Source organism: Microseira sp. BLCC-F43 (assembly GCF_041929235.1).
Lineage (GTDB): Bacteria > Cyanobacteriota > Cyanobacteriia > Cyanobacteriales > Aerosakkonemataceae > Microseira.
The window spans coordinates 1-21,697 of record NZ_JBHFNP010000132.1; the positions used below are offsets into that span (position 1 = coordinate 1).

A 21,697-nucleotide genomic window follows, 5' to 3' on the forward strand; every position below is an offset into this window, starting at 1 on the left:
ATCTTCTATTGTCGCGCGGGCAGGATGCTCACCCGACACAAATTGCTACTCTGTTCTATTGTCGCGCGGGCAGGATGCCCACCCGACACAAATTGCTACTATCTTCTATTGCTTCTATTGTCGCGCGGGCAGGATGCCCACCCGACACAAATTGCCACTCTGTTCTATTGCTTCTATTGTCGCGCGGGCAGGATGCTCACCCGACACAAATTGCCACTATCTTCTATTGTCGCGCGGGCAGGATGCTCACCCGACACAAATTGCTACTCTGTTCTATTGTCGCGCGGGCAGGATGCCCACCCGACACAAATTGCTACTATCTTCTATTGTCGCGCGGGCAGGATGCCCACCCGACACAAATTGCTACTCTCTTGTGGGGTGGGCGTCTCGCCCGCCAGGGATCGGAGTTGATTTATACTGACCGTCAAGCTTTAATGGCAAATTTCCAGCTAAAATTACCCTATGACATCAAATCTCGCTATCAACCAATCTCCTGTCCGTCGATTCCTTTGGTTATCGCGATTGATGGCAATGATAGCCTTAATTAATTTAATTTTAGTCTTTTTTGACCTCAGTTACATTCCCTGGCGGGATTTTTACCTGCAATATACTCCTAAACTGACTCAAGTCTACGACCAAGTCAAGGGAATTGAACCCCATCGAGATACCCAGAGATATCTTAACCAGGTAAATGCATTGTCAGCGCAGCTAAAGCCAACTAATTTAGATTCGCCGGAGGTAGAAACTTCCCTGGGTCAATTGCGATTGTTGAGTAACCGCTTGATTGAAGAAAATCCATTTGCGCTGGCGAATAAAAGCGGGCAGTTAGAAAAGATTAAAAATATTATACGCGATCGCACTCATAAAAACTCCATCCACGCTGCTTTTGATACCTTGTGGACTCAAGCTTATCTCTCCCAAGCAGGTTGGCAAAAAGAACTCGATTTCTTTAATACCGAAGTTAAACCGCTGATGGAAACCAACTACTATCGCGGTTTGGGAACCAATGGCAAGTTTATCGATGATTTTTGGCAACTGGACCTACCATTTGTTACCCTATTCGCCCTGGATTTCCTAGTCCGCACTATCGCCGTCAGTCGCCAAAATCCCGGATTAAACTTACTCGAAGCAATGCTAAGGCGGTGGTACGATATTTTCTTACTGTTTCCCTTTGGGCGATGGGTGAGAGTTATTCCAGTAACCCTCAGACTGCAACAAACCGATTTAATCAATTTAGAACCCATTCGCCAACAAATAAACCGCGATTTTGTGGCAAACTTTGCCGGAGAAATGACTGAAGTTGTGGGAGTGGAAATCGTCAACCAAATGCAAGAAGCAATTGGGCGGGGTGATGCGACGAGGTGGCTATTTCAGTCTTCATCTCGCCGCGCTTATATTACGGTGAATAATACCGACGAACTGCAAGCGATCGCCTCCCGTCTCATCTACCTCAGCGTCTACGATGTTATGCCTAAAATTCAACCTGAACTCCAAGCTTTAGTCCATCAGATTATTGAAATAATTCTCAAGCAATCTCCCATTTACAAACAACTTCAAAATCTCCCCGGTTTAAATCAACTCCCCCACCATTTGAGCGAAAATTTAGCCAAATCCCTTTCTCAAACTACCCAAAATACCTTAGAAACCGCCCTGCAAGATCCAGAAGTCACCGCAATCGCTGCGCGTCTAGTCAAAAAATTTCAAACTGTCTTGGAATTTGAGTTACAGAAGCAGGAAAATACCCAAGAACTTCAAGCTTTACTCGTAGACATGTTAGAAGAAATTAAAATCAACTACGTCAAGGGAATTGAAGAAAAAGGCGTGGAAGAAATCTTAGAAGAATCTGCTCAACTGCGTCAGATTGCCGGAAAATAAACTAAAGAAACCCGGTTTCTGACTGGGTTGAGTAACAAAACCCAACCAACTATTCTGTTTTAGGTGCCGTACTCCGCTGATAACGCACCCTACAGATCGTTACAGTTTGAAAAGCGCACACAGACGATGCTGTAATATACCTTGAATGCACCCACCCTGGAAGGGGTCAATCTAAAATCTGTACTCCCCCAACCAGACAATCCAAAATCTACAATCCAAAATCTAAAATAGATCGACCGGATTGGGTACGCCTGTCCCTGTATCCAATCAATGTAGGTTTAAAATTGTCTATTTTACCGTCCGACTCTCTGCCTGGGTGTCAAGCATGTTAAAATCCTCGCCGCTTACCGCTGGGTCAACTTTAGAAAAGCGCTATCGCATCGTGCGCGAATTGGGGTATGGTGGCTTTGGGCGCACCTACTTAGCTGAAGACCTCAATCGCTACAATGAGTATTGCGTTTTAAAGGAATTTGCGCCTCAAGTACAAGACCCCCGCGAGGTGCGAAAAGCTGAAGAATTGTTCAAGCGCGAAGCGGGGGTGCTGTATAAACTGCAACACGAGCAAATTCCGCGCTTCCGCGAGTTAATGCGGATGAATGTGGGAAATAGAGAAGCTTTATTTTTAGTCCAAGATTACGTCGAAGGTCAAACTTATACCGAGTTGTTACAGTCCCACCCCCAGCAGCGATTTAGCGAGGCGGAAGTTGTCCAATTATTGCGGCAAATTTTACCAGTATTGCAGTACATTCACTCGTTGGGCGTAGTGCATCGCGATATCTCGCCGGAAAACCTGATTCAGCGGAGTGGGGACAAGTTGCCGGTATTAATTGATTTTGGGGCGGTTAAGCAAGCAGCAACTACGATTATTTCCCAGTCTACCGGACGCCCGATGATGACGCTGTTGGGTAAGGAAGGTTTTGCTCCCCAGGAACAAATTCAACACGGGCAAGCTTTTCCTAGTAGCGATTTGTACTCGCTGGCGGTGACGGTACTGGTATTGCTGACGGGTAAAGATGCGAAAGCGCTTTACGATAGTTCTAAGGTAGCTTGGCAATGGCGCCAACATGTGAGTGTGAGTTCGGGTTTGGGCAATCTGGTAGATAAAATGTTGGCGAATCGACCGCGCGATCGCTACTCTACCGCCGCAGATGTCCTGCAAGCATTAAATTCCGCTAACCTTAACCTTTCTTCCCCCGCCCCCGCCCCCACCCCCGCCGTTAGTCCCAAACTGTGGTCAGTTGCTACCCACGCCGTCTCCCAGATGCAAACGGTGAATTTTGTCGGACGCATACAGCGCCACCTCACCAGGGTTGTTTCTGGTCCCACCACGACAAAAATGCGTCCGCCAAACTCTCCCCAGTCTCCCATCAACAACGATCTTTTGGCTAACTTGCAAGCAGCTTTTCAAAGCATGTTATTGGTGTTGCTGCTGGGAATGGGCGCTTGGGGTTTAGTCAAAGTCTGGACTTTCGTCAACACCGGCGTTTCCGGTATTTCCCGCTGGCAACCTCCCAGTATATCCTTGCCCGTCTCTTTACCGCCGATTTCTCTGCCATCCCCATCTCCAGGTCAAGAAGATATAGCACAATTAAATGAAATTGTCAAGCGCCGCCAAGCATTGGGAATTCCAGAAGTAGAATTTAACAGTAAAGTGGACGCCTTATTCTATCGGAAATACCCCCAATTAAAAGGACGCAGCCTCACAGGTAAGCCAGAAGATGCCACCTATCGCCAACGTTGGCGCGAAACAGCCTCTGCTTTATTAGAGCGGTTAGAAAATGGCGAGAGGATTTGACATTCTCCCCACCGCTCCTGGCGGATGGGGATTCCCCATCTCACGATTAGGTTTTCCTGGAGCAACGCGACTTACCTAGATCGAACCTTTTGGTTCTTTCCCTGGTAGATCGACTCCCACAGGTTGTTTCTGTTTTGTCGTGTCCAGGCGTACTACTCAACAAACGAACTTTGAATGTTTTTTGTATATTTCCCGAATTTTGGAGGTCCCGGCAAAGCCTGAATTTCACTCTCAATCGGTGGGCTGTTAACCAATACAAGCTTACCAGAATTGTTCGTTTATTCCAAGAGAGATTCACAGCTCTCCCAGAGTCGAAGCAGCATCACCACCGCTAACGGCGAGTGGGGAAGTTTGCCAGGCAAGTTAAACTTGCTTTTAGCCTGGAAACGATAATCTTGCCTTAAATCTCTCTGACAATCCCACCTGCACAAGAGCACACCCGCCCCATGCAACTATTTTTGCTCGTCGGGAAAAACCCATTTCGGCGGTTGGGAGAGTTTCTTTCTCAAGGCTTCCTGAGCAATTTCCAGCATTTTATCCAACGAAGTCTCGCTGATGAACTTTGATGCTTCGGCTGCATGTTCCTTATTAGGGCATTTGTCCCCCAGAACGCAACCGTTGACGCAGTCTACGGCGCAGTTTACAGTCACGGTACACCTCTTCGAGTCATTCTCCAGAACGGCAGGACGGACTTTTCAGCAAGGCTAAAAAAGCCATCTCCTATTCAATTTTACCTTCACAAACCTTAATATTACCGCTACACCCAGCCGCGATCCCAGAGGTTTAACCGGAATAGGCGCTATCTGTTGCACCGCTAACTGTTGTACAAATATTGTATCTTCCGGAGTAAGTCGAAGTCGGGAACTGTGTCAACACAAAGTCCGCAAGTCACAATCCCTAATACAGAGATGTTGTCGATCTCGTCATTAAATGTCGAGCCAGAATTCCGCATCTTTGTTGCTCTTCCGCACAGGTATGCTAATTCTGGCAAAGCTTATCCTGTGCTTTACCACGGTTACAGAGACAGATCGCTTTCTGGCGATACTAAAGGAAATACCTGAAATTATCGTTGTTGGTATTGGCTATCCAATCGATAGTTTTGCACAAAGCAGCTTTGAGGACGCGAGACTATACCATCAGAAACTTTTAAAGCTGTACAACCTGATGCTCTCGCATATGTTGGTTCAGGTAAAGCGGCAAATTTTCTCCAATTTATTTGCCAATAACTAATGCCTTTTGTCAATAAAACTTACAGAACTATTCCTGAAGATAGCGCTATATGCGGTGTTTCATTTGGTGGGTTGTTCCCACTTTACGTGTTATTCCACCAACCTCATACTTTTCGGCGTTATATCATTGGCAGCCCAACTGTATGCTGGGATGATGCAGCGATTCTCCAGTATGAAAGGGAGTTTGCCGCCAACAATACTGGTTTATCAGCTATTGGCTTCATGTCAGTAGGTTCCAGGGAAAGCGAACCTATGGTCGCCGGTTTCCAGGCGATGGCTAAGATAGGCAATATAACCATCTGGAACTGATAACGCATATCTTTGAGTACGAGACTCATATATCCGTTATTCCAGCCACAATTAGTAGAGGATTAAGAGCAGTTTTTACATAGGCAAAGTTTTAGGCGCGCGCATCGCTCAATTGAGCCATCTCCATATCTGCTAATTCTTCTAACATCCGCTTTGTGGCTTTAATCGGATACCAGCGACCGAGCAAGGCATCCCAAATCTGATTCGCCATTTCTACAGGATACAAGAACTTTATCAGCTCGTACTGAATTATATCCCCCAAATTTTCCCATTCTTCAACAGTGCAGCAAGCCGCAATTACTTCTTCCACCGCCTTCTGCCAACGCTCAAAAATTCGATAGCTGAAAAACGAACTGCAAACTTTCCCTTCTGTATTCCAATAGGATATGCATACCTGATGTTTCAGGCACGTTACCCGCTTTATTTCTAACACGGGGATACCAAATTCTTTAAGTGCTATTTCAGCCTCGCTTTGAGAAATATTCCATTTAATCGGGCTGATTTTCCCCGCAGTAATCAGACTTTGGTTTTTTGAGCGCTTTGCACTTTTCTGGCATTTTTTACGAGTCATTGTCATTCTCTCCTTGCCGTTTCTTTGCGTCAAGCACAAAAATCATCTCTCCGGGTACAGACGACTTTTTTGCTTTGTCATATAGTATATGCGATATATCGCCGCTTGTCAAGGGGGTTGGTGGCCTACAATAATGGATAGATAGGTCGAGTTAACACTAGGTTGATGCAGTTGAAGACTGGGGGAAAGGGTCGAGTGCGGCAAACGATAGGTCGATATCGATTCGACTCTCAGGGAGTAATGCGAGTTGGCGAAATCCTTCGCAACGCCAGAGAAGCCAAGGGCTGGAGTCTGCAAGAATTACAAGCCTATTGCGGCTTGCCTGCTAGCACGGCAAATGGCATAGAAAATGGGTTTGTCACCAAAATACAGGCTGACACCTTGGAAACTTTACGGGTGGCCCTAGAACCCCAAAATCCCGAAACGGGGGAAATTTATACGTTAGGCGAATTGTACGGGTTAATGCTGGTGCGGGAAGAAGTTTCCAATACCACAAAAGGGAAAAAATAGCAACTATGACGCTGGGGACAGGGGATACAATAGCAGCGATCGCTACCGCGGTTGTCCCCCAACAAGGTAGCGTTAGTATCGTGCGCGTATCGGGTGCGGTAGCAATGGCAATAGCCAAAGCGATCTTCCACGCACCAGGGAGTCAAGTGTGGGAAAGTCACCGCATCCTTTACGGCTATATCCGCCACCCCCAGACAAAGCAGGTGGTAGATGAAGCATTGCTATTAATAATGAAAGCCCCTCGTTCGTACACCCGCGAGGATGTGGTAGAGTTCCACTGTCACGGCGGGATTGCCGCAGTCCAGCAAGTGCTGCAATTGTGTATCGCAGCTGGGGCGAGGTTGGCACAAGCGGGAGAATTTACCCTGCGGGCATTTTTAAACGGACGGTTAGATCTGACTCAAGCCGAAAGTATAGCCGACTTGGTAGGGGCGAAATCAAAGCAAGCAGCCCAAATGGCACTGGCTGGGTTACAGGGGAAATTAGCCAAACCAATTCGTCAATTACGGGCTACCTGCCTTGATATCCTGGCAGAAATAGAAGCGAGGATAGATTTTGAGGAAGACTTGCCACCCTTGGATGAAGCGGCAATAAAAGGGCAAATAGGGCAAGTTTTAGCAGCAGTCGAGGGAATTTTAGCAACGGCGGGGCAAGGAGAATTATTGCGGACTGGGTTAAAAGTGGCGATCGTCGGGCGTCCCAATGTGGGAAAATCCAGCTTGTTGAATGCTTGGAGTAAGTGCGATCGCGCCATCGTCACCGACCTGCCCGGCACGACGCGGGACGTTGTAGAATCCCAGCTAGTCGTTGGGGGCATCCCGGTACAAGTGCTGGATACAGCCGGGATTCGCGAGACGGCAGATGTGGTAGAACAGATCGGAGTGATGCGATCGCGCAATGTAGCCTCTGCTGCCGACTTAGTTTTACTTACGATTGACGCCCAAGCAGGTTGGACAAAAGACGACCAAGAAATCTACGAAAGAATCCAACACCGTCCGGTTATTTTAGTTATTAACAAAACCGATTTAATCGACGAAACTCAAAAACAAATTCTGCAATCCAAAATCTGCATTCCCCAATCCAAAATCTTTACCGCTGCTGCCTGTAACCAAGGGATAGATGCCTTAGAAAAAGCAATATTAGCAGCCGTCCAAACCGGGAACCTCCAAGCCGCCGACCTCGATGTGGCAATCAATCAACGACAAGCCGCTGCCTTAACCCGCGCCCGAACATCTTTACAACAAGTGCAAACAACTGTAGCCAATCAACTGCCCCTCGATTTTTGGACAATTGACTTACGGGGTGCAATTCAAGCTTTGGGAGAAATCACGGGCGAGGAAGTCACCGAATCAGTTCTCGACCGAATTTTTAGCCGGTTTTGTATTGGGAAATAGGGAATTTTAGATTTTAGATTTTAGATTTTAGATTTACTTTAAATCTGCAATCTGCCATCCTCAATCTGCCATTACCTAACCCGCAACAATTGCTTCACCGTCATTACCAAGTCTTGGGGGCGGAAAGGCTTAGCAATATAAGCATCTGCACCCTGCTTTATACCCCAGTAGCGATCGAATTCTTCTCGCTTACTCGAACACATCACCACGGGTAAATTTTCGCCTAAGTTGCTTCTCAGCCAGCGGCAAACTTCGTAACCGTTCATCCGAGGCATCACGATGTCCAGAACTACTAAATCTGGACAATTCTGCTGAATTTGCTCTAGCGCTTCCAACCCATCGCTAGCCACCGTAACGTTTATCCCTACGTTTTTCAGCACTCTTGAGATCATCTCCCGTTGCATCGGACTGTCATCTACAACCAAAACTTTACTCATAACACCCCATCTAATTTCCGATTTCCGAGTTCAAAACTTAACGGCAAAAGATAGTTTACAGGCAGCGTTGTTGATTTTTCACCAGATAGAACCTATATACTTCTACCGAGCTTTGATTTTGTTACCGGCTAGGTTGGGGAGCGGTTCTAACATCTGGAGATCGTTGTTCCCTATATCGAGCTTAGTCCTTGATTTCTCTAGTCGCCAACATCTAGTAACTTTACTTAATTTTAGGGATTTCTGTATTTTTCCGTTTGGTAATTATACCCACTCTTTACTTTAGAAAGCATTGATAGGATGTAATAACCTCAAATGGTTCCGTAAATTTGCTACCTGAAATTTTGCCCTTTATATTAGTTTAAAGCATAAAAATATAAAAAATGCAACCCTAGACTTTCTTTACTTAATCTTTAAATCACCCGGTCTGTTTATCCGTTAATTCACAAATACTAAATAATTTACATTTAATTTGAGCCAGAGATCGAGGGCGTTATCCGAGAGAAAAGTAGGTGATATTACGGTGGTAAACCCAGAAATCGCCAAATCCAGCCAAAAAACTTGACATTTTTATTTAAAAAAACCTACTTATATCCAAAAAATTGACAGACTTGCCAAAAAAACCGCATTTTTACGGATATTCCTGACAAGGCCGATCGGCGGTTTTGGGTTTCTGCTTATAGTAGGGGCAAGCTTTACAGCATATGCAAGTGGTGACACGGGTACGGTTGGTAAAACCCGCCCCTACTTTTGGTCTATACCAAAGGTTGTAAAATGCCGTCTCACCCATTGCTTATTGCGATCGCGGACGCCCCAGGGTGGTGATGTAAAGCACCGCTTCATCCGCAGGAATACCTAAGACTTCGTTGACCTGGTTGTCGAAGAAACCGCCGATGCCGCTAACGCCCAAATTGAGGCGAATGGCGGCTAAATTCAGCCGTTGTCCCAAATGACCGGCGTCCATGTGGAGGTAGCGGTAAACGCGATCGCCATGTTTTGCTACTGCCTGTTTCAGATCTGCCGTATGGAACAACACCGCCGCCGCATCCCGTCCCAACTCTTGTCCCAAACACAGATAATGCAGTTGGGGGCGGAAGTTTTTAAAGCGAATTTGTCGCAATTCCTCAGCAAGAGGCGCGTAATAGTAACAACCTTCTTCCAAACCATCCACCCCAGACACGGCGATAAACGTCTCGATTAAACTCAAATCAAAATAGTCGGGCGAAGCATCCAAACCGCCATCGATATAGTGTTGGGGTTGATAGGTGAAATCAAGCAAAGCATTCAATTCATCCAGGGTCAAATTCGCCCCTGTATAGGAACGAGTAGAACGACGGCGGAGAATAGTATTTTCCAGCGCCTGCAAATTTTCTCCCCAGTCAATCGGGGATGTTTGTGTCGAAACCTTCAAACAAAAAGGAAAATTATACTTATCTTCCAGGGATTTTTCTGGTTCGACAACAGCGGGAATTTGGGGCGCTGAAGGCGACAACTCGATCTGGGTTGCCCGATGGAAGTATGGGAGCAATTCCCCATCCAGCAGATTAGGATAATCGATTTGAGGAGGTGTTGGCAAGGTTGTCGGCGCCAGGGGCAAGTTTTGTTTCACATCGAGCAAATCTGCCAGGGGAATAACCGCGATCGCTCCTTCCTGCTCCGAGTTGAGGTAAAGTAATTGGTTGACTGCCTCATCTGCGAATCCACCGATTAAGTGGGGCCTATACTGAGCGATCGCGCCAGCTAATTCAATATTGCCCAGTAAATGCCCCGTATCCAAGAAAATTCGCCGGTAAGCGCGGTCTTGGTAGCGCCACGCCGAGCGATAGAATATAGCTGTCGTCACGAGTGTTAGTTGAGTAGCTTCTAAAACCGGATGCCAGAAACAAGCTTCCTGCAACGCAGTCCAGACGCTATCTTCCCAAAAATGAATCAGCGAATGGGTTTTAGACTGGTAGTTGTAAAGTCCTGGCGGTAGTAGCGGCGTACCGCGGGAGATTAGATAAACCTCCGCCGGATACAATCCCCCAGCAGAAGGTGCTGACCTCAGATACAATGGTTCTGCGAACATCGTCGGCACTCTAGCGGTTAAGCCATAGCTGCAAAACAGCAACCGTGATAGACGCCGCCACCACCGATGAGTGTCGGATGGATTTTTTGACTCTAAGGTGTCCTTCAGATAGGGTTTGAGGTCAAAGGTTGTGCCAAATTTGTATTCTTTAAAAGGTGAGGGTTGTTTTGACCAGTCTAACCCCTGACTTTTTGTCGATATTGTCTCTGGGTCGTATTTAGTACGCTCGTGGTAATGTTGAGCGATAGATTCTCGCAATTGTGCCATACAGGTTTGGGGATGCTACTGCACTTGCCTTTGATTTTGACACGTGCGATCTTAAAAGTCTTCCACAAAATTGCTAATTGGTAATTGGTAAAAAGTTTAACTTTTCCCATGACCAAAAGATACATGCTGTTTTACAAACCCTATGACGTTTTAACCCAGTTCAGCGATAGGGATCCCGGTGGGACAAAAAGGCGCACGCTAAAAGATTACATTCCAGTTGCCGATGTTTATCCAGTGGGGCGCTTAGATCGAGATAGCGAAGGGTTGCTGCTGCTGACCAATGATGGTTTACTTCAGCATAAGTTGAGCGATCCGAAATACCAGCACGAACGCACCTACTGGGTGCAGGTGGAACGCATTCCAGATGACGCCGCCTTAAACCAACTGCGAATTGGCGTCGATATTCAAGATTACCGCACCCGACCCGCCAAAGTGCATTTATTGCCAGAAGATCCCCAACTACCACCGCGCGATCCCCCGATCCGGTTTCGCAAGAACGTACCCACCGCTTGGTTAGAAATAACACTCACAGAAGGGCGCAACCGTCAAGTGCGGCGAATGACAGCAGCGGTAGGATTTCCCACCCTGCGACTGGTCAGGGTAACGCTCGCTCACCTGCGCCTCAAGGGTCTAGAACCGGGTCAGTGGCGCGACCTCACCAGCACCGAACTCAAACAATTGCTAAGCCTTTGTCGGCTATAGGATAGAGGAAATTGGATAAAAATTCAGGATTTAGATCGAAAAGCATGAAAATTGTTAGTAGGGTTGGGTGCGGTTAACGGTCACCTGCGATCCCAAGGTGCGGCGTTGACTTCGTTAATTTTAGTTGGTACGGAGGAAGATTATTCCCGCTCCCCCTTCCAAGTCGCGCAAGTGTTGCCAAGTCCGTTGCGATCCGATTGTTGGTGCATAACCATACCCACTAGGATTCTCGCAGCCAGAGCGTTACCAGCAAACCCGCTAGACTGTAAACTCCAAGCACAACGGGATATGCCAAAGGCACGCTGCGCGAACGCTCGCTGACACCAGTCCTGGTTATATTAGTTAACCTGGACACAGAGCCATGCTCGCAGAAAAATTATATGTGTTGAGTTATAGGTTAATAGTTTTAAGTAACTTAACTCAAAACTCGGCGCGGGCAGCGCCGTGAGACATAATTTTGGGAAGTAAAATATCGCCAACCTGCCCCAAAAAAGTCAAAAACTATTAAAAGGCTCACCCTGGGAATAGAGGAAATCCCCAAAATGCTTATCTGTCCCCAATGCCAGTTTGAAAACCCGGATACCAACAAGTTCTGTCAACAGTGCGGCACCTCCCTGACCCACAAAACCTGTCCGGAATGCGGCACCTCTGTCACCTACAGTGCCGAAAATTGCCACAATTGCGGTGCTTTCACCGGAACCCTGTGGTGGGCGATCTTGAAGCGTCCGAGTGATTCGCCACCATTTTCATTCAACAATCTTGAGTCTGAAAAATTTAGCCCGTCTCTTAACGTTGAACCGCTCAAGTTTGATTCGACCAACACCTCGATCCCAGAAACCGCAGCAAACAACGCCTCCCCGCTGCCAGCACCAGATCTGATCCCAGAAAAACCAATCAATTCTATTGTGACGGGGTACCAAACGCCAGATAATCAGGTGCCAATGTTGCCCCCGGACACCAATCTGACAGGGACGAACGCTGTAAATTTTACCGCTTTGGGGAACAGTGGCGAACCGCTCTCGCCATCCGACTCGGAAATGGTGGCTTATTTAGATTCCCAGGGGCGCTATCAACTCTTAGAACCGATGAAGCTGGTAAATGACTCATCAATCCAGGTAGCGAGAGTGTTGGATCTCTTGCCCCTGCAAGCGTCTCCCCTGGAGGTGCTACTTGTGCAACGGCAGAACATTGAGAGCAACGACGCTGGCTCAAATTTCAATCACCAGGAAGCAAGTACCATACCAGCGATCGCGCTACCCTATTTGGAGCTAAAAGAGCAGTTCAACTCAGCGATCCCAAGAGTTCACGATGCTTGGATTAGTAACGGGACGCAAGTAATATTGCTAGAACACCACCCTAATTGGGGTTATCTATTAGACCTGTGGGGCGATGACCAGATTCCCCAAATGCAGCTGTTGCACATACTCTACGATATGGCATCTTTGTGGTCAGCCACAGAACGCTTCAATTGTCGTCAAAGCCTGCTGCTGTTGACGAATTTGCGGGTAGATGAAGACCATACCCTAGTGCTGCAACAGTTGTATGAAGACCCTCCAGGTAAAACCCTAACGCTACAAAGTTTAGGGCAAGTCTGGCAGCATCTATTTCGGCAAACCGGAAGGACGCTGCTGGGCTCAATGGGCCAGCTAATGAGCGACCTTCAGGCAGATACAATTGGCAGCATTGATCAGCTACGATCGCGCCTAGACGAAATTGCCAGCGAACTTCAAACCGACCTGACTCTACCCTCAGCTATGCTTCCCCTCGATCCCGATCCCAACTTAGAGCCAGAATTTGAAGACATACCAGAGCCGCCTAAGACTACGCAACTGCATCCATATCCAGGTGGTGGTGAGGGCGGCGAAGATGCACCCACAGTAGTTCTGCCGATGCAGTTGCTCAGCTTGGAAGATGCAGGTCGCACAGATGTAGGGCGATCGCGGCGGCACAACGAAGACTACTTTGGTATTCAAACCCAAATCAGCAAGCTGGAAAACCCCTTCGGTCGAACCGTACAGGCAAAAGGGCTTTATATCCTCTGCGATGGCATGGGGGGACATGCTGGGGGTGAGGTCGCCAGCGCCTTGGCGGTAAAAACTCTGCTCGAATACTTTCAAACTCAGTGGCAAGACCAACTACCCGACGAAGACTGCATTCGCAAAGGCGTGCTGCACGCCAATCAAGCGCTGTTCGACCTGAATCAACAGGATGCCCGCTCTGGTAGCGGACGGATGGGAACCACTCTGGTTATGGTCTTGGTTCAAGATACTACTGTCGCGATCGCCCACGTAGGAGACAGTCGCCTCTACCGCATCAGTCGCACCTCTGGTCTAGAGCAGCTGACGGTAGATCACGAAGTGGGTCAGCGAGAAATTGCCCGGGGAGTCGCTCCCGAAATCGCCTATACCCGTCCCGACGCCTACCAACTCACCCAAGCTTTAGGCCCGCGCAACGCGCAATTCGTCATCCCCGACGTACAATTTTTTGAACTAGACGAAGATACCCTACTGCTGTTGTGTTCCGATGGCCTTTCGGATAATGACCTGGTGGAAAAAAATTGGCAAACTCACCTCAAACCCCTGATCAGTTCCCGCAACAACCTTGACCGGGGTGCTAACGATCTGATTGAACTGGCTAACCAGTACAACGGTCACGACAACATCACCGCTGTTTTGATCCGGGCGAAAGTCCGACCGGATCTAGAGCAAGCTAAATTTAGTAATGGCTGATTGTCAGCGGTCAGCGGTCAGTCGGGACTGCTCCGATCAGATAATCTTGAGCCAAGCAGCAAAAAATATCGTTACAAAGGCGATTTTTGCAGCGATAGCTACCCTAGCCTACCCTTCGGGTTCCGCTCTACTCGGTACGGGGAACGGCAACGCTTGCCGTGAAGCTATCGCTATCGCTTCAGCGATACGCTACACCCGCAGCGTGTCGCAAACATGTATCTCGCTTTCCAACTGACAACTGACGACTAAATAATAACTAACTAATGGGATTTTCTGATGTGGTCACGCTGACCCTCTTACATCCCCAAAACCCAGATGGCGAACTACAACAGTGGCGCTTCGAGCGCTCTGGTGTGATTCGCATTGGGCGATCCCCAGATAATGACGTGGTTCTCAACGATAATCGCGTTTCCCGCCATCATCTGGAACTGCGGCGCATCGACAACGCCACCTCGAAATCAGGACGCTTGCTTTCCTCGGCTTGGCGTCTGGTTAATCAAGGCACGAACGGCACTTTTATCGATGGCGTCTTGGTGTCTCAAGCTTGGGTGACAGATGGTTCCCTGCTGCAATTAGCCCAAGGAGGCCCGCGACTCAAGATTCAAATCCAGTCGCTTCAGTTCAGTTCTGGTTTCCTATCCCCTACTATCCCACCGAGTTGCACACACGCGGGCAATTCCCCCGACAACTTGTTTTGCATCCACTGCGGTCAACCCCTCAAGGTTGACCGTAAAATCCGTCAATATCAAGTATTGCGGAGCTTAGGACAGGGAGGAATGGGCACCACCTATCTCGCTTGGAAACAGGGTAACCAACCAGTCCCTGGTAGTGCCTTTATTTCCAGTCCCGGTGCGGGCAAGTTGCTGGTGCTAAAGGAAATGAATGCTGACATGGCTGAAATTGCCAAAGCCCAAGAACTGTTTGAACGAGAAGCGCGCACGCTTAAGTCGCTCCACCATCCGGGGATTCCTCAGTTCTATGATTTTTTTGTCGAAGGCGGTAAGAAATACCTGGCAATGGAGTTAGTCCACGGTCAGGATTTGGAAAAGCGCGTTCTCAACTTAGGCCCGGTGCCGCCTCACCAAGCCATCGCCTGGATGATCCAAACCTGCGAGGTGCTGGAATACATCCACCGGCAAGATCCCCCACTGATCCACCGCGATATTAAACCCGCGAACTTGATGGTGAGGACGCGAGACAATCACATCGTGGTGCTGGACTTTGGGGCGGTGAAAGAAATCGGCACGCCTTTGGGGACTCGCATCGGCGCAGAAGGCTACAGCGCCCCGGAACAAGACCGGGGACAGCCAGTAACCCAATCCGATCTTTACGCGATTGGGCCAACGCTAATTTTTCTGCTCACGGGTGAGGGCCCCCACAAGTTTTATCGCGCCCAGGGGCGGGCTTATCGATTCGATCTGGAAAACGTCCCCACGATCGCCCCCCAGTTGCGGGCAGCGATCTTGCGGGTGACTCAGCCGAATCCGAGCGATCGCTACCAAACCGCAATGGAACTAGCGATCGCCTTAGCCGATTGCCTCTAAGCCATGTCAGCCTGACGGGGCGTCAAGCGCACCCAAGCGAGGAATTATAGCGGATGGCAAATGATTGAGGTTGCTCTTGGTGTGCAGGCAGCATTAATGCTGCCCCTACACAGACTTTCGCCGTACCTCATCAGCCTGCAAACCGCTATAGCATTTGCGTTGTTGATTTATCCGTCAAATCCAGTTTTGCCACGTCAGTTGCACCAGCGAATACCACTGACCACTGGACAATTACAGCGGATTGCCAGCGAAGTGTTGGAAAGCCAAAAGGCGAAGGTTGGTCAAGCGCGCACCATTAATGCTGCCGCTAGCGCATTCCAGCTATACCTCATACGGCTGCAAACCGCTATCACTATTCATCTTCCCAGGCTTCTACTGCTAGCAGTTCGCTTACCGGATCTTGCATTGTGAAGCCAAAGTCCAGCAATTCTTTTTTCCAGTAAGACCATTCTTCGCCGTAAAGCAGGGCGATTTTCCAGATACTGTCGGTGGGCTTGAGCAGATTAGACGTTACAAGCGAGCCCACCTGACGTTGCAACTTCACCATCGGGTGAATTACTTGCTGAGCCATACACTCCATGTTGATTGGATTAATTTTGCAAATATTTAACTAACAAGGCTTTCCGCTTTTTTATGGATTACCTGTGCGTAGAGTGAGGTGCTGTAGGAAAGCGAACCTTTACTTTTCCAGCATAGCACAGGTTCTTACAGCAAAACATTTTTTTGTTTGCTGCGAGCGCCAAAAGCAATACATATTTAATTATACAACGAGAACCTGCACAATTTGACAAATCCTTTACAGAAGTCAGAGGTTGCTCCCCCGACTTAGGGCAAGCTGGCAGCATTCAGCGGCGCGTCTTCGGCAGAATGCAGCATCAAACCGTACTCTAACCCTTCCACCACTGCCTGATACGAAGCTTCCAAAATATTGGTCGAAACACCTACTGTGGTCCAGCGTTGATCGCCGTTGCTCGATTCGATCAAAACGCGGGTTTTTGCAGATGTGCCCGTATTGCCATCGAGAATCCGCACCTTATAATCGGTTAACTCGAAAAGGGCGATCGCGGGATAAAACTTGATCAAGGCTTTGCGTAATGCCGCATCCAGTGCCGCCACCGGGCCATTGCCTTCAGCGGCTTCTAGAATATCTTTGCCGTTGACAGATACTTTAATCGTTGCCAGGGCATAAGGGACGCAGTTTGATTCCCCCTTAGAAGGAACAATATCGCAGTGGACTTGGAAACCCTTAAGTGTAAAGAACTGCTGCCTTCCTCCCAATGCCTCGCGCATCAGCAACTCAAAACTCGCCTCCGCCCCTTCAAATTGATATCCTTGATTTTCCAATGCTTTGAGCCGTTCTAAAATTTGGCGACAAGCTGGGTTTTGCTTATCCAACTCGATGCCAAAACTGCGAGCTTTTACCAAAATGTTACTCAGTCCCGCTTGCTCGGATATCACGATGCGGCGGGTATTTCCCACTGTTTCTGGCTGAATGTGTTCGTAAGTTAGAGGATTGCGCTCAACCGCTGAAACGTGAATACCCCCTTTGTGAGCAAAGGCAGAAAGTCCGACAAACGGCGCACTATCGTTGGGTGCCAGGTTTACCACTTCACTGACGCAACGGCTGATTTGGGTTAAATTCACCATCTGCTCTTCCCCGATGCAGGAGTATCCTAACTTGAGTTGCAAATTGGGGATCAAGGAACAAAGATTGGCATTGCCGCACCGTTCGCCGTAGCCGTTGATCGTGCCTTGAACCATGTTCGCACCTTCGATTACGGCTGCGATCGCATTAGCAACTGCCGTATCCGCGTCGTTATGGGTGTGAATCCCCAACTGGATTTTGGATTCTGAAGTCTGTTCTGCTTCTATTACCTTGACAACATCGCGGACAATTTGAGCAATTTCTTGGGGCAGCGTCCCGCCGTTGGTGTCGCACAGCACCAGCCATTCTGCACCGCCACGGAGCGCTGCTTTCAAAGTTTCTTTAGCATAATCCCGATTCTGCTTGTACCCGTCAAACCAGTGTTCGGCGTCGTAGATTGCGCGCCGTCCCTGACTGCGAAGGTACTGTATCGTTTCTGATATCATCGCCAAATTTTCATCCAGGCTGGTCAATAGCCCCTCTTTCACGTGCAAATCCCACGATTTTCCGAAAATCGTCACCCATCTGGTTCCTGCTGCCAGAAGCGCTTGTAGCAGGGAATCTTCGGCTGCTTTGACATGGGGTCGTCGCGTCGAGCAGAAAGCTACGACTTCTGCTTGAGCGAGGGGTTGTTCTTGCAGTTTCCAGAAAAATTGCACATCTTTCGGATTTGCTCCCGGCCATCCGCCTTCGATAAAGGGAATCCCCAAGGCGTCTAGCTGTCTGGCAATTCGCAATTTATCATCTATCGACAGCGAGATGCCTTCCCGTTGGGCACCGTCTCGTAGGGTGGTGTCGTAGATCCAAATCCGGTTAGATGCTTCAGTGGTCATAGGGAGACTAGGAATAGGGATAGCGAGAGAGTGGTTTCCCGCAGCGTGCCTTTGGCATATGGCGCGTCTGTGGGTGATGAAAGCGACAAGGAAGAATTTGAGGACTCTTCGTTTCTACCAACTACAAGGGATCGCTCTCGCCCCCGAGTCAGGTGTAATTCTTATCCTACCCCTGGTAGGGGGTTTGCCCTCGATTTTTCATCCTTATTTCAGAACGGGGTAAGAAACCAATTGTAAAGAAATATAAAATCAACAAACAAGCGATCAAAAAATCTCAGGTTGCTATGCCCAAGGTAACGGCTCAAGGAAAGACCGTGACGTGGGAAGTCGGCGCAAATCTGCGTCAAGTCTTGCGGCAAAACAAGATTGATTTATACAACGGACAAGCGAAATCGATCAACTGTCGCGGCAGCGGCAGTTGCGGCACTTGTGCTTTGACACGCTCCCCACCTTAAGCACTCGTTTCGTCGTGCTTTGAAGGTGGGGATTCTCACAATCGCTGGTTAGATTTCCTGCTGCTTCGGGTGCCAGCTAGACTAACGTTACCGCTAGTCCCCGCCCCATCCAGTCCACAGGCAATTTCTTTTACTTCCAGGCTATGCCCTAGCCCAGAAACCCCACGATTTCTTATGACTTGTGCTGCTGCAACGTCTCGCGTTGCAGTGTAGAATCACACAGGACATGAGCATTCGTGCCAGGTTAAGAAAGTCGAACTTTTGTCAATCAGTGAATATGCTCAAATGACTTCAAAATGAAAATGAGAATCTTCTCTGGTCGGGGAGAGGGAAAAGGCAATCACTGATTGCCTTTTCCCTCTCTGTATGATTATCATTCTCGTGAAAGCGCGCTAGCCCTAAGCGATGGACTATAAAAAATTAGTTAATTACCCAATTTCAAGAATATAAAGATGAAGGTAAGTTAAATAAAACTAGGAAATTTGCTAGACTGAAATTGAGAAATTAAATTAATTTAAATCTCAAGATTTACCAATAGTAAATCTAGGAAAAAGTGGTCAATTATGCTCAAAAGTATAACTGACAGAAGAATAACTTTACTGGCGACCAATCTTCGGAAAAATGCTACAGATACTTCTAATTACAGCAATTTTTTCAGATGCATGAGCGAATGATGAAACTTGTCTAAGACTTACGTCAAGAATTTTAAGGCATTGAGGGGCAAAGGAAAAGGGGATAAATCAAGTTTTTCCACTGGCTTTCCCAGAGCTTTGACCACTCCTAAATCTTGATTAGACGGCTCAGGGAAATACTTCACGGGGTCTGTAGCTTTACCTCGAGCATAAGCAACCGTAAAATGATTTTGACCCCGATAAACCATCTCTAAAGAAATCCGGTCAAACGGTAAGGAAAGTTCATCCGCTACCGCATCACCCAAATCAACTAAAACCGCATAAAATAGCCAAGTAGCCCATACCTGTAACTTTACGCCATTGATTGAAGCCGTCCATAAATAGGATAATCCCAATCACATCTTTAGTGCCTGACACTTCCACCATTTTGGCAAAGCAGTGCATGTGTGCTGTGCCTTCTCTGACCAGATTGGAGTAGGGTCTGTTCAACCCTGAAATACTTGCTTGATCCTGGTAGTGCTGTTTTGGTGAGAACGATCATCATTTTGAAGTCATTTGAGCATATTCACTGATTGACAAAAGTTCCACTTTCTTAACCTGGCACGAATCGACATGAGTGAATTCGTTGGCTCAATTCCTTCTTACCTGTATGGGTAACGCACTCAGGACACTGCTGCCAAGTGTAGTTCTGATCAACTTTTGCGAAGAACACACCCCGTTTAAAGCAGACCCATTGCAGGATATTGACAAACTGCCCTCTTCCAGCGTCAGCACTATGAAAGCTCAACAATCCTCCCTGCCAAGAACGGAAGTCGATATCTAAGGGCAAACATCATCCCCGCACCTAGCAATAGGTGATGCGCTAACTTAAAGTGCCAGTCTTTTCGCGTATCTGAGATTCCTTGGTGAATCCTGGCTATCTTCCGGTTGAGTTTGTCTCTGTTATTAGACCCTTTTTGCTTATGCCTTAGTCTACGTTGCAGCAATTGAAGCTCGCGTTGTAGTTTTGAAAGAAAGCGGGGTCTGTTGATAGTTTCACAATCGGAAGTTGCTACGAATTAATCAAATCCCAGATCCAAGCCGCGCGGATGACCCTGTGGTGGAATAAAAGGCACTGATACATTTAACTGTAATGCCAACATGACGAAGTAGCCCGATGCCCGCTTGACAATCCTCGCTTGGCAAAGCTCAAACCCTGGAGCGATTGCACGGGACAAGCGTAGACCTATCCACCCTAATTGCGGTAGCTTGAGCAGACCTCCTGAGAGTGGATTTTTACCCAGTTGAGCAAATACAAATGATATCATGTCCGCGAGAGATCGGTAGTGTATGGATGGCTAATTGCTAATTGCTAATTGCTCGCTTGTCAATTGCCTCCAAGAGCAGCCATTAGCGATTAGCTATTAGCAGTTACACAACCGTTGCAAGAGGACATGATATGACCGCATTCGGCAAGAGTTTTTGCAGCGAGGAAAGCCAAGTTTCTTCGATCTCATGTCCTCAAATGCTCTATCCAATGTTCTTAAAACCTGTTGCAATACTTGAGAATGCACAGTTTTAAGTTCGCCAAACTGCTATGAAAGCCTCAGTCAGTCGCTTGGCTTGAACTTGGTAGTTAGGATACGGCTGAACGGGAGAAAGTATATATTCCTGGACAATTGAGCCAGCATTAACGAGCGATTTACGAGAATTCAACCAGTCCTTACTTTCGCGTCCAGCAAAATTCCAGACCAGACGACAGACAACGAGTATCTGCTCGAAAAGTGCTATCTGTTCTGGAGTTGGTTCTAGTTTGAATTCCCAGGTCATGTTTAACATGAAAGTAATTTACACAAAAGTTACTCGTGTGTAAAGATAAAGCTAGTTGTAAAAATAAGGGGCATCGAAACCCTTATTTTTACCCGCCTGATATCCCCAACCTGTAGAGGAATGGGGTATTACGGCGGTTTAGATAAAGGACGACGCAGCCTCCCTCCCCACAACCCAAACAAAAATCGCCGCTTAGCCTGTCAAACCAAGGTATTGGGAGATGTTCGCGTCAAAAAATTTGTTTGACGGATTTTGGGGTCAGGGCGACCAACCCTTGTGGACAGCGGAAGGATAAACTAGAAACAGTGGCGAGTTTGGCATCGCTGCCAATCTCTATCCACCTCTTACGCTTGATCGGATAAAATTCGGAAAATTGAAAAAAACCATAAAAGCGTTCAAAGAGGAGAGAACAAGTCTATGAGTAGGTTAGTTGCCAATATTCTGATTGCTATCGGTATCATTATCCTGATCCGAGCAGTGGTGGACTTCCAAACGAATGGGGGAGTCAATACGGCTAACCAAACCCCTAGCCCCGTTAGCCCAACAACTACCGCCACTCCCACACCCGAACCCTTGGATAAGGATACAGCAGCAAATCCCCCCGTAACTCCCTCCCGTACCTCACGCCCAGCAGCAGACAGGAGCGTTCCAGCACTTTGGTAAAAAGGCGGTAATAGCACGTAAGCGTGGGCGAGTCACGTACCCCCGATGGCTAAACATCCTCAGTACGGTGTTGTCTACATCGGCGGTGCATCAAATGCCTCATTAGTGGGCAAGGTGAGCCGGCATTCCCTGAAAACCGCTAAACGGTTAACCCAACACGCCTTGCCTTCAGACATTAAATTCCTTTCTTACAACTCATGGAAAGTTCAACATGCTGCCCACCCGTAGCCGGA

General features: G+C 47.9%; 23 protein-coding genes and 1 pseudogene. 13 read left to right on the forward strand and 11 right to left on the reverse strand.

From position 1 onward, the window contains the following. The 3 genes from ACE1CM_RS18910 to ACE1CM_RS18920 form a co-directional block, all read left to right on the forward strand. A partial coding sequence (locus tag ACE1CM_RS18910) for a hypothetical protein (RefSeq protein ID WP_374879290.1) occupies positions 1–548 on the forward strand: 548 nt, incomplete at its 5' end. Then, positions 532–1,875 (forward strand): hypothetical protein, encoded by a 1,344-nt coding sequence (locus tag ACE1CM_RS18915; protein WP_374879292.1) that lies wholly within the window; start codon positions 532–534, stop codon positions 1,873–1,875. The genes ACE1CM_RS18910 and ACE1CM_RS18915, both read left to right, overlap by 17 nt. Positions 1,876–2,200: 325 nt before the next feature. Next, a complete protein-coding gene (locus tag ACE1CM_RS18920; RefSeq protein WP_374879294.1) occupies positions 2,201–3,670 on the forward strand; it encodes a protein kinase in 1,470 nt (489 codons plus the stop codon). A gap of 452 nt (positions 3,671–4,122) precedes the next feature. Here ACE1CM_RS18920 and ACE1CM_RS18925 read toward each other — a convergent pair whose 3' ends face one another. After that, the gene (locus ACE1CM_RS18925) at positions 4,123–4,320 is read right to left on the reverse strand and encodes a hypothetical protein (RefSeq protein WP_226587882.1); all 198 of its coding nucleotides are present in this window, start codon (positions 4,318–4,320) and stop codon (positions 4,123–4,125) included. Between the two features lie 258 nt (positions 4,321–4,578). Between ACE1CM_RS18925 and ACE1CM_RS18930 the strand changes: the two genes are divergently transcribed. Both ACE1CM_RS18930 and ACE1CM_RS18935 read left to right on the forward strand, forming a co-directional pair. Continuing rightward, positions 4,579–4,731, forward strand: a complete 153-nt coding sequence (locus ACE1CM_RS18930; RefSeq protein ID WP_374879296.1) for a hypothetical protein — start codon at positions 4,579–4,581, stop codon at positions 4,729–4,731. Positions 4,732–4,899: 168 nt separating this feature from the next. Continuing rightward, the gene (locus ACE1CM_RS18935; RefSeq protein ID WP_374879298.1) at positions 4,900–5,208 is read left to right on the forward strand and encodes an alpha/beta hydrolase-fold protein; all 309 of its coding nucleotides are present in this window, start codon (positions 4,900–4,902) and stop codon (positions 5,206–5,208) included. 91 nt (positions 5,209–5,299) lie between these two features. Here the strand turns inward: ACE1CM_RS18935 and ACE1CM_RS18940 are convergent, their stop codons facing one another. Further along, positions 5,300–5,779: a hypothetical protein gene (locus ACE1CM_RS18940; protein WP_374879299.1), complete on the reverse strand. Its 480-nt coding sequence runs from the start codon at positions 5,777–5,779 to the stop codon at positions 5,300–5,302. A 165-nt stretch (positions 5,780–5,944) separates the two neighbouring features. Here ACE1CM_RS18940 and ACE1CM_RS18945 point away from each other — a divergent pair, with 165 nt between their 5' ends. After that, positions 5,945–6,289, forward strand: coding sequence for a helix-turn-helix domain-containing protein (locus ACE1CM_RS18945; RefSeq protein ID WP_226587888.1), 345 nt, complete (start codon positions 5,945–5,947; stop codon positions 6,287–6,289). 5 nt (positions 6,290–6,294) lie between these two features. Continuing rightward, positions 6,295–7,683 (forward strand): tRNA uridine-5-carboxymethylaminomethyl(34) synthesis GTPase MnmE, encoded by a 1,389-nt coding sequence (mnmE, locus tag ACE1CM_RS18950; protein ID WP_374879300.1) that lies wholly within the window; start codon positions 6,295–6,297, stop codon positions 7,681–7,683. Positions 7,684–7,754: 71 nt separating this feature from the next. Here mnmE and ACE1CM_RS18955 read toward each other — a convergent pair whose 3' ends face one another. After that, on the reverse strand, positions 7,755–8,120 hold the full coding sequence (locus tag ACE1CM_RS18955; protein ID WP_374879301.1) for a response regulator transcription factor: 366 nt from the start codon (positions 8,118–8,120) through the stop codon (positions 7,755–7,757). A 790-nt stretch (positions 8,121–8,910) separates the two neighbouring features. Then, positions 8,911–10,452: a SagB/ThcOx family dehydrogenase gene (locus tag ACE1CM_RS18960; RefSeq protein WP_374879303.1), complete on the reverse strand. Its 1,542-nt coding sequence runs from the start codon at positions 10,450–10,452 to the stop codon at positions 8,911–8,913. Positions 10,453–10,560: 108 nt separating this feature from the next. Here ACE1CM_RS18960 and ACE1CM_RS18965 point away from each other — a divergent pair, with 108 nt between their 5' ends. From ACE1CM_RS18965 to ACE1CM_RS18980, 4 genes are all read left to right on the forward strand, one after another. Then, a complete protein-coding gene (locus ACE1CM_RS18965) occupies positions 10,561–11,154 on the forward strand; it encodes a pseudouridine synthase (RefSeq protein WP_374879305.1) in 594 nt (197 codons plus the stop codon). Between the two features lie 51 nt (positions 11,155–11,205). Next, a complete protein-coding gene (locus ACE1CM_RS18970; RefSeq protein ID WP_374879307.1) occupies positions 11,206–11,475 on the forward strand; it encodes a hypothetical protein in 270 nt (89 codons plus the stop codon). Between the two features lie 221 nt (positions 11,476–11,696). Next, positions 11,697–13,883: a serine/threonine phosphatase gene (locus tag ACE1CM_RS18975; RefSeq protein WP_374879309.1), complete on the forward strand. Its 2,187-nt coding sequence runs from the start codon at positions 11,697–11,699 to the stop codon at positions 13,881–13,883. Positions 13,884–14,146: 263 nt separating this feature from the next. Beyond that, positions 14,147–15,427, forward strand: a complete 1,281-nt coding sequence (locus ACE1CM_RS18980) for a protein kinase (RefSeq protein WP_374879311.1) — start codon at positions 14,147–14,149, stop codon at positions 15,425–15,427. A gap of 352 nt (positions 15,428–15,779) precedes the next feature. On the opposite strand, the gene ACE1CM_RS18985 is transcribed toward ACE1CM_RS18980, so the two are convergent. Beyond that, on the reverse strand, positions 15,780–15,998 hold the full coding sequence (locus ACE1CM_RS18985; RefSeq protein WP_226587906.1) for a DUF4327 family protein: 219 nt from the start codon (positions 15,996–15,998) through the stop codon (positions 15,780–15,782). Positions 15,999–16,252: 254 nt separating this feature from the next. Then, positions 16,253–17,905 carry a citramalate synthase gene (gene cimA, locus ACE1CM_RS18990; protein ID WP_374879313.1) on the reverse strand — a complete coding sequence of 551 codons (1,653 nt, stop codon included), beginning with the start codon at positions 17,903–17,905 and terminating at the stop codon, positions 16,253–16,255. Between the two features lie 284 nt (positions 17,906–18,189). Between cimA and ACE1CM_RS18995 the strand changes: the two genes are divergently transcribed. Beyond that, a complete protein-coding gene (locus ACE1CM_RS18995) occupies positions 18,190–18,360 on the forward strand; it encodes a hypothetical protein (RefSeq protein ID WP_374879315.1) in 171 nt (56 codons plus the stop codon). Between the two features lie 724 nt (positions 18,361–19,084). On the opposite strand, the pseudogene ACE1CM_RS19000 reads toward ACE1CM_RS18995, so the two are convergent. From ACE1CM_RS19000 to ACE1CM_RS19020, 5 genes and pseudogenes are all read right to left on the reverse strand, one after another. Next, positions 19,085–19,387 (reverse strand): annotated as a pseudogene (locus tag ACE1CM_RS19000) (IS4 family transposase); the annotation flags it as partial. A 197-nt stretch (positions 19,388–19,584) separates the two neighbouring features. Then, positions 19,585–19,704 carry a hypothetical protein gene (locus tag ACE1CM_RS19005; RefSeq protein ID WP_374879330.1) on the reverse strand — a complete coding sequence of 40 codons (120 nt, stop codon included), beginning with the start codon at positions 19,702–19,704 and terminating at the stop codon, positions 19,585–19,587. A gap of 61 nt (positions 19,705–19,765) precedes the next feature. Beyond that, a complete protein-coding gene (locus ACE1CM_RS19010) occupies positions 19,766–20,023 on the reverse strand; it encodes a transposase (protein ID WP_374879332.1) in 258 nt (85 codons plus the stop codon). 27 nt (positions 20,024–20,050) lie between these two features. After that, the gene (locus tag ACE1CM_RS19015) at positions 20,051–20,299 is read right to left on the reverse strand and encodes a hypothetical protein (RefSeq protein ID WP_374879316.1); all 249 of its coding nucleotides are present in this window, start codon (positions 20,297–20,299) and stop codon (positions 20,051–20,053) included. Between the two features lie 250 nt (positions 20,300–20,549). Next, a complete protein-coding gene (locus tag ACE1CM_RS19020) occupies positions 20,550–20,810 on the reverse strand; it encodes a helix-turn-helix domain-containing protein (RefSeq protein WP_374879318.1) in 261 nt (86 codons plus the stop codon). 408 nt (positions 20,811–21,218) lie between these two features. On the opposite strand from ACE1CM_RS19020, the gene ACE1CM_RS19025 reads away from it, so the two are divergent. Next, complete coding sequence (locus ACE1CM_RS19025) at positions 21,219–21,464, forward strand: hypothetical protein (protein WP_374879320.1); 246 nt, start codon at positions 21,219–21,221, stop codon at positions 21,462–21,464. The last annotated feature ends 233 nt before the right edge of the window (positions 21,465–21,697 follow it).

What these genes read in the sequence shown, in the direction of transcription:
- ACE1CM_RS18955 (WP_374879301.1), bottom strand. Translation starts at nt 8,120, where the DNA reads ATGAGTAAAGTTTTGGTTGTAGATGACAGTCCGATGCAACGGGAGATG.
- mnmE (WP_374879300.1), top strand. Translation starts at nt 6,295, where the DNA reads ATGACGCTGGGGACAGGGGATACAATAGCAGCGATCGCTACCGCGGTT.
- ACE1CM_RS18985 (WP_226587906.1), bottom strand. Translation starts at nt 15,998, where the DNA reads ATGGCTCAGCAAGTAATTCACCCGATGGTGAAGTTGCAACGTCAGGTG.
- ACE1CM_RS18980 (WP_374879311.1), top strand. Translation starts at nt 14,147, where the DNA reads ATGGGATTTTCTGATGTGGTCACGCTGACCCTCTTACATCCCCAAAAC.
- ACE1CM_RS18975 (WP_374879309.1), top strand. Translation starts at nt 11,697, where the DNA reads ATGCTTATCTGTCCCCAATGCCAGTTTGAAAACCCGGATACCAACAAG.
- ACE1CM_RS19015 (WP_374879316.1), bottom strand. Translation starts at nt 20,299, where the DNA reads ATGATATCATTTGTATTTGCTCAACTGGGTAAAAATCCACTCTCAGGA.
- ACE1CM_RS18995 (WP_374879315.1), top strand. Translation starts at nt 18,190, where the DNA reads ATGCCCAAGGTAACGGCTCAAGGAAAGACCGTGACGTGGGAAGTCGGC.
- ACE1CM_RS18935 (WP_374879298.1), top strand. Translation starts at nt 4,900, where the DNA reads ATGCCTTTTGTCAATAAAACTTACAGAACTATTCCTGAAGATAGCGCT.
- ACE1CM_RS18965 (WP_374879305.1), top strand. Translation starts at nt 10,561, where the DNA reads ATGACCAAAAGATACATGCTGTTTTACAAACCCTATGACGTTTTAACC.
- ACE1CM_RS18930 (WP_374879296.1), top strand. Translation starts at nt 4,579, where the DNA reads ATGTTGTCGATCTCGTCATTAAATGTCGAGCCAGAATTCCGCATCTTT.
- ACE1CM_RS18945 (WP_226587888.1), top strand. Translation starts at nt 5,945, where the DNA reads ATGCAGTTGAAGACTGGGGGAAAGGGTCGAGTGCGGCAAACGATAGGT.
- ACE1CM_RS19020 (WP_374879318.1), bottom strand. Translation starts at nt 20,810, where the DNA reads ATGTTAAACATGACCTGGGAATTCAAACTAGAACCAACTCCAGAACAG.
- ACE1CM_RS18920 (WP_374879294.1), top strand. Translation starts at nt 2,201, where the DNA reads ATGTTAAAATCCTCGCCGCTTACCGCTGGGTCAACTTTAGAAAAGCGC.
- ACE1CM_RS18940 (WP_374879299.1), bottom strand. Translation starts at nt 5,779, where the DNA reads ATGACTCGTAAAAAATGCCAGAAAAGTGCAAAGCGCTCAAAAAACCAA.
- cimA (WP_374879313.1), bottom strand. Translation starts at nt 17,905, where the DNA reads ATGACCACTGAAGCATCTAACCGGATTTGGATCTACGACACCACCCTA.
- ACE1CM_RS18915 (WP_374879292.1), top strand. Translation starts at nt 532, where the DNA reads ATGATAGCCTTAATTAATTTAATTTTAGTCTTTTTTGACCTCAGTTAC.
- ACE1CM_RS19025 (WP_374879320.1), top strand. Translation starts at nt 21,219, where the DNA reads ATGAGTAGGTTAGTTGCCAATATTCTGATTGCTATCGGTATCATTATC.
- ACE1CM_RS18960 (WP_374879303.1), bottom strand. Translation starts at nt 10,452, where the DNA reads ATGGCACAATTGCGAGAATCTATCGCTCAACATTACCACGAGCGTACT.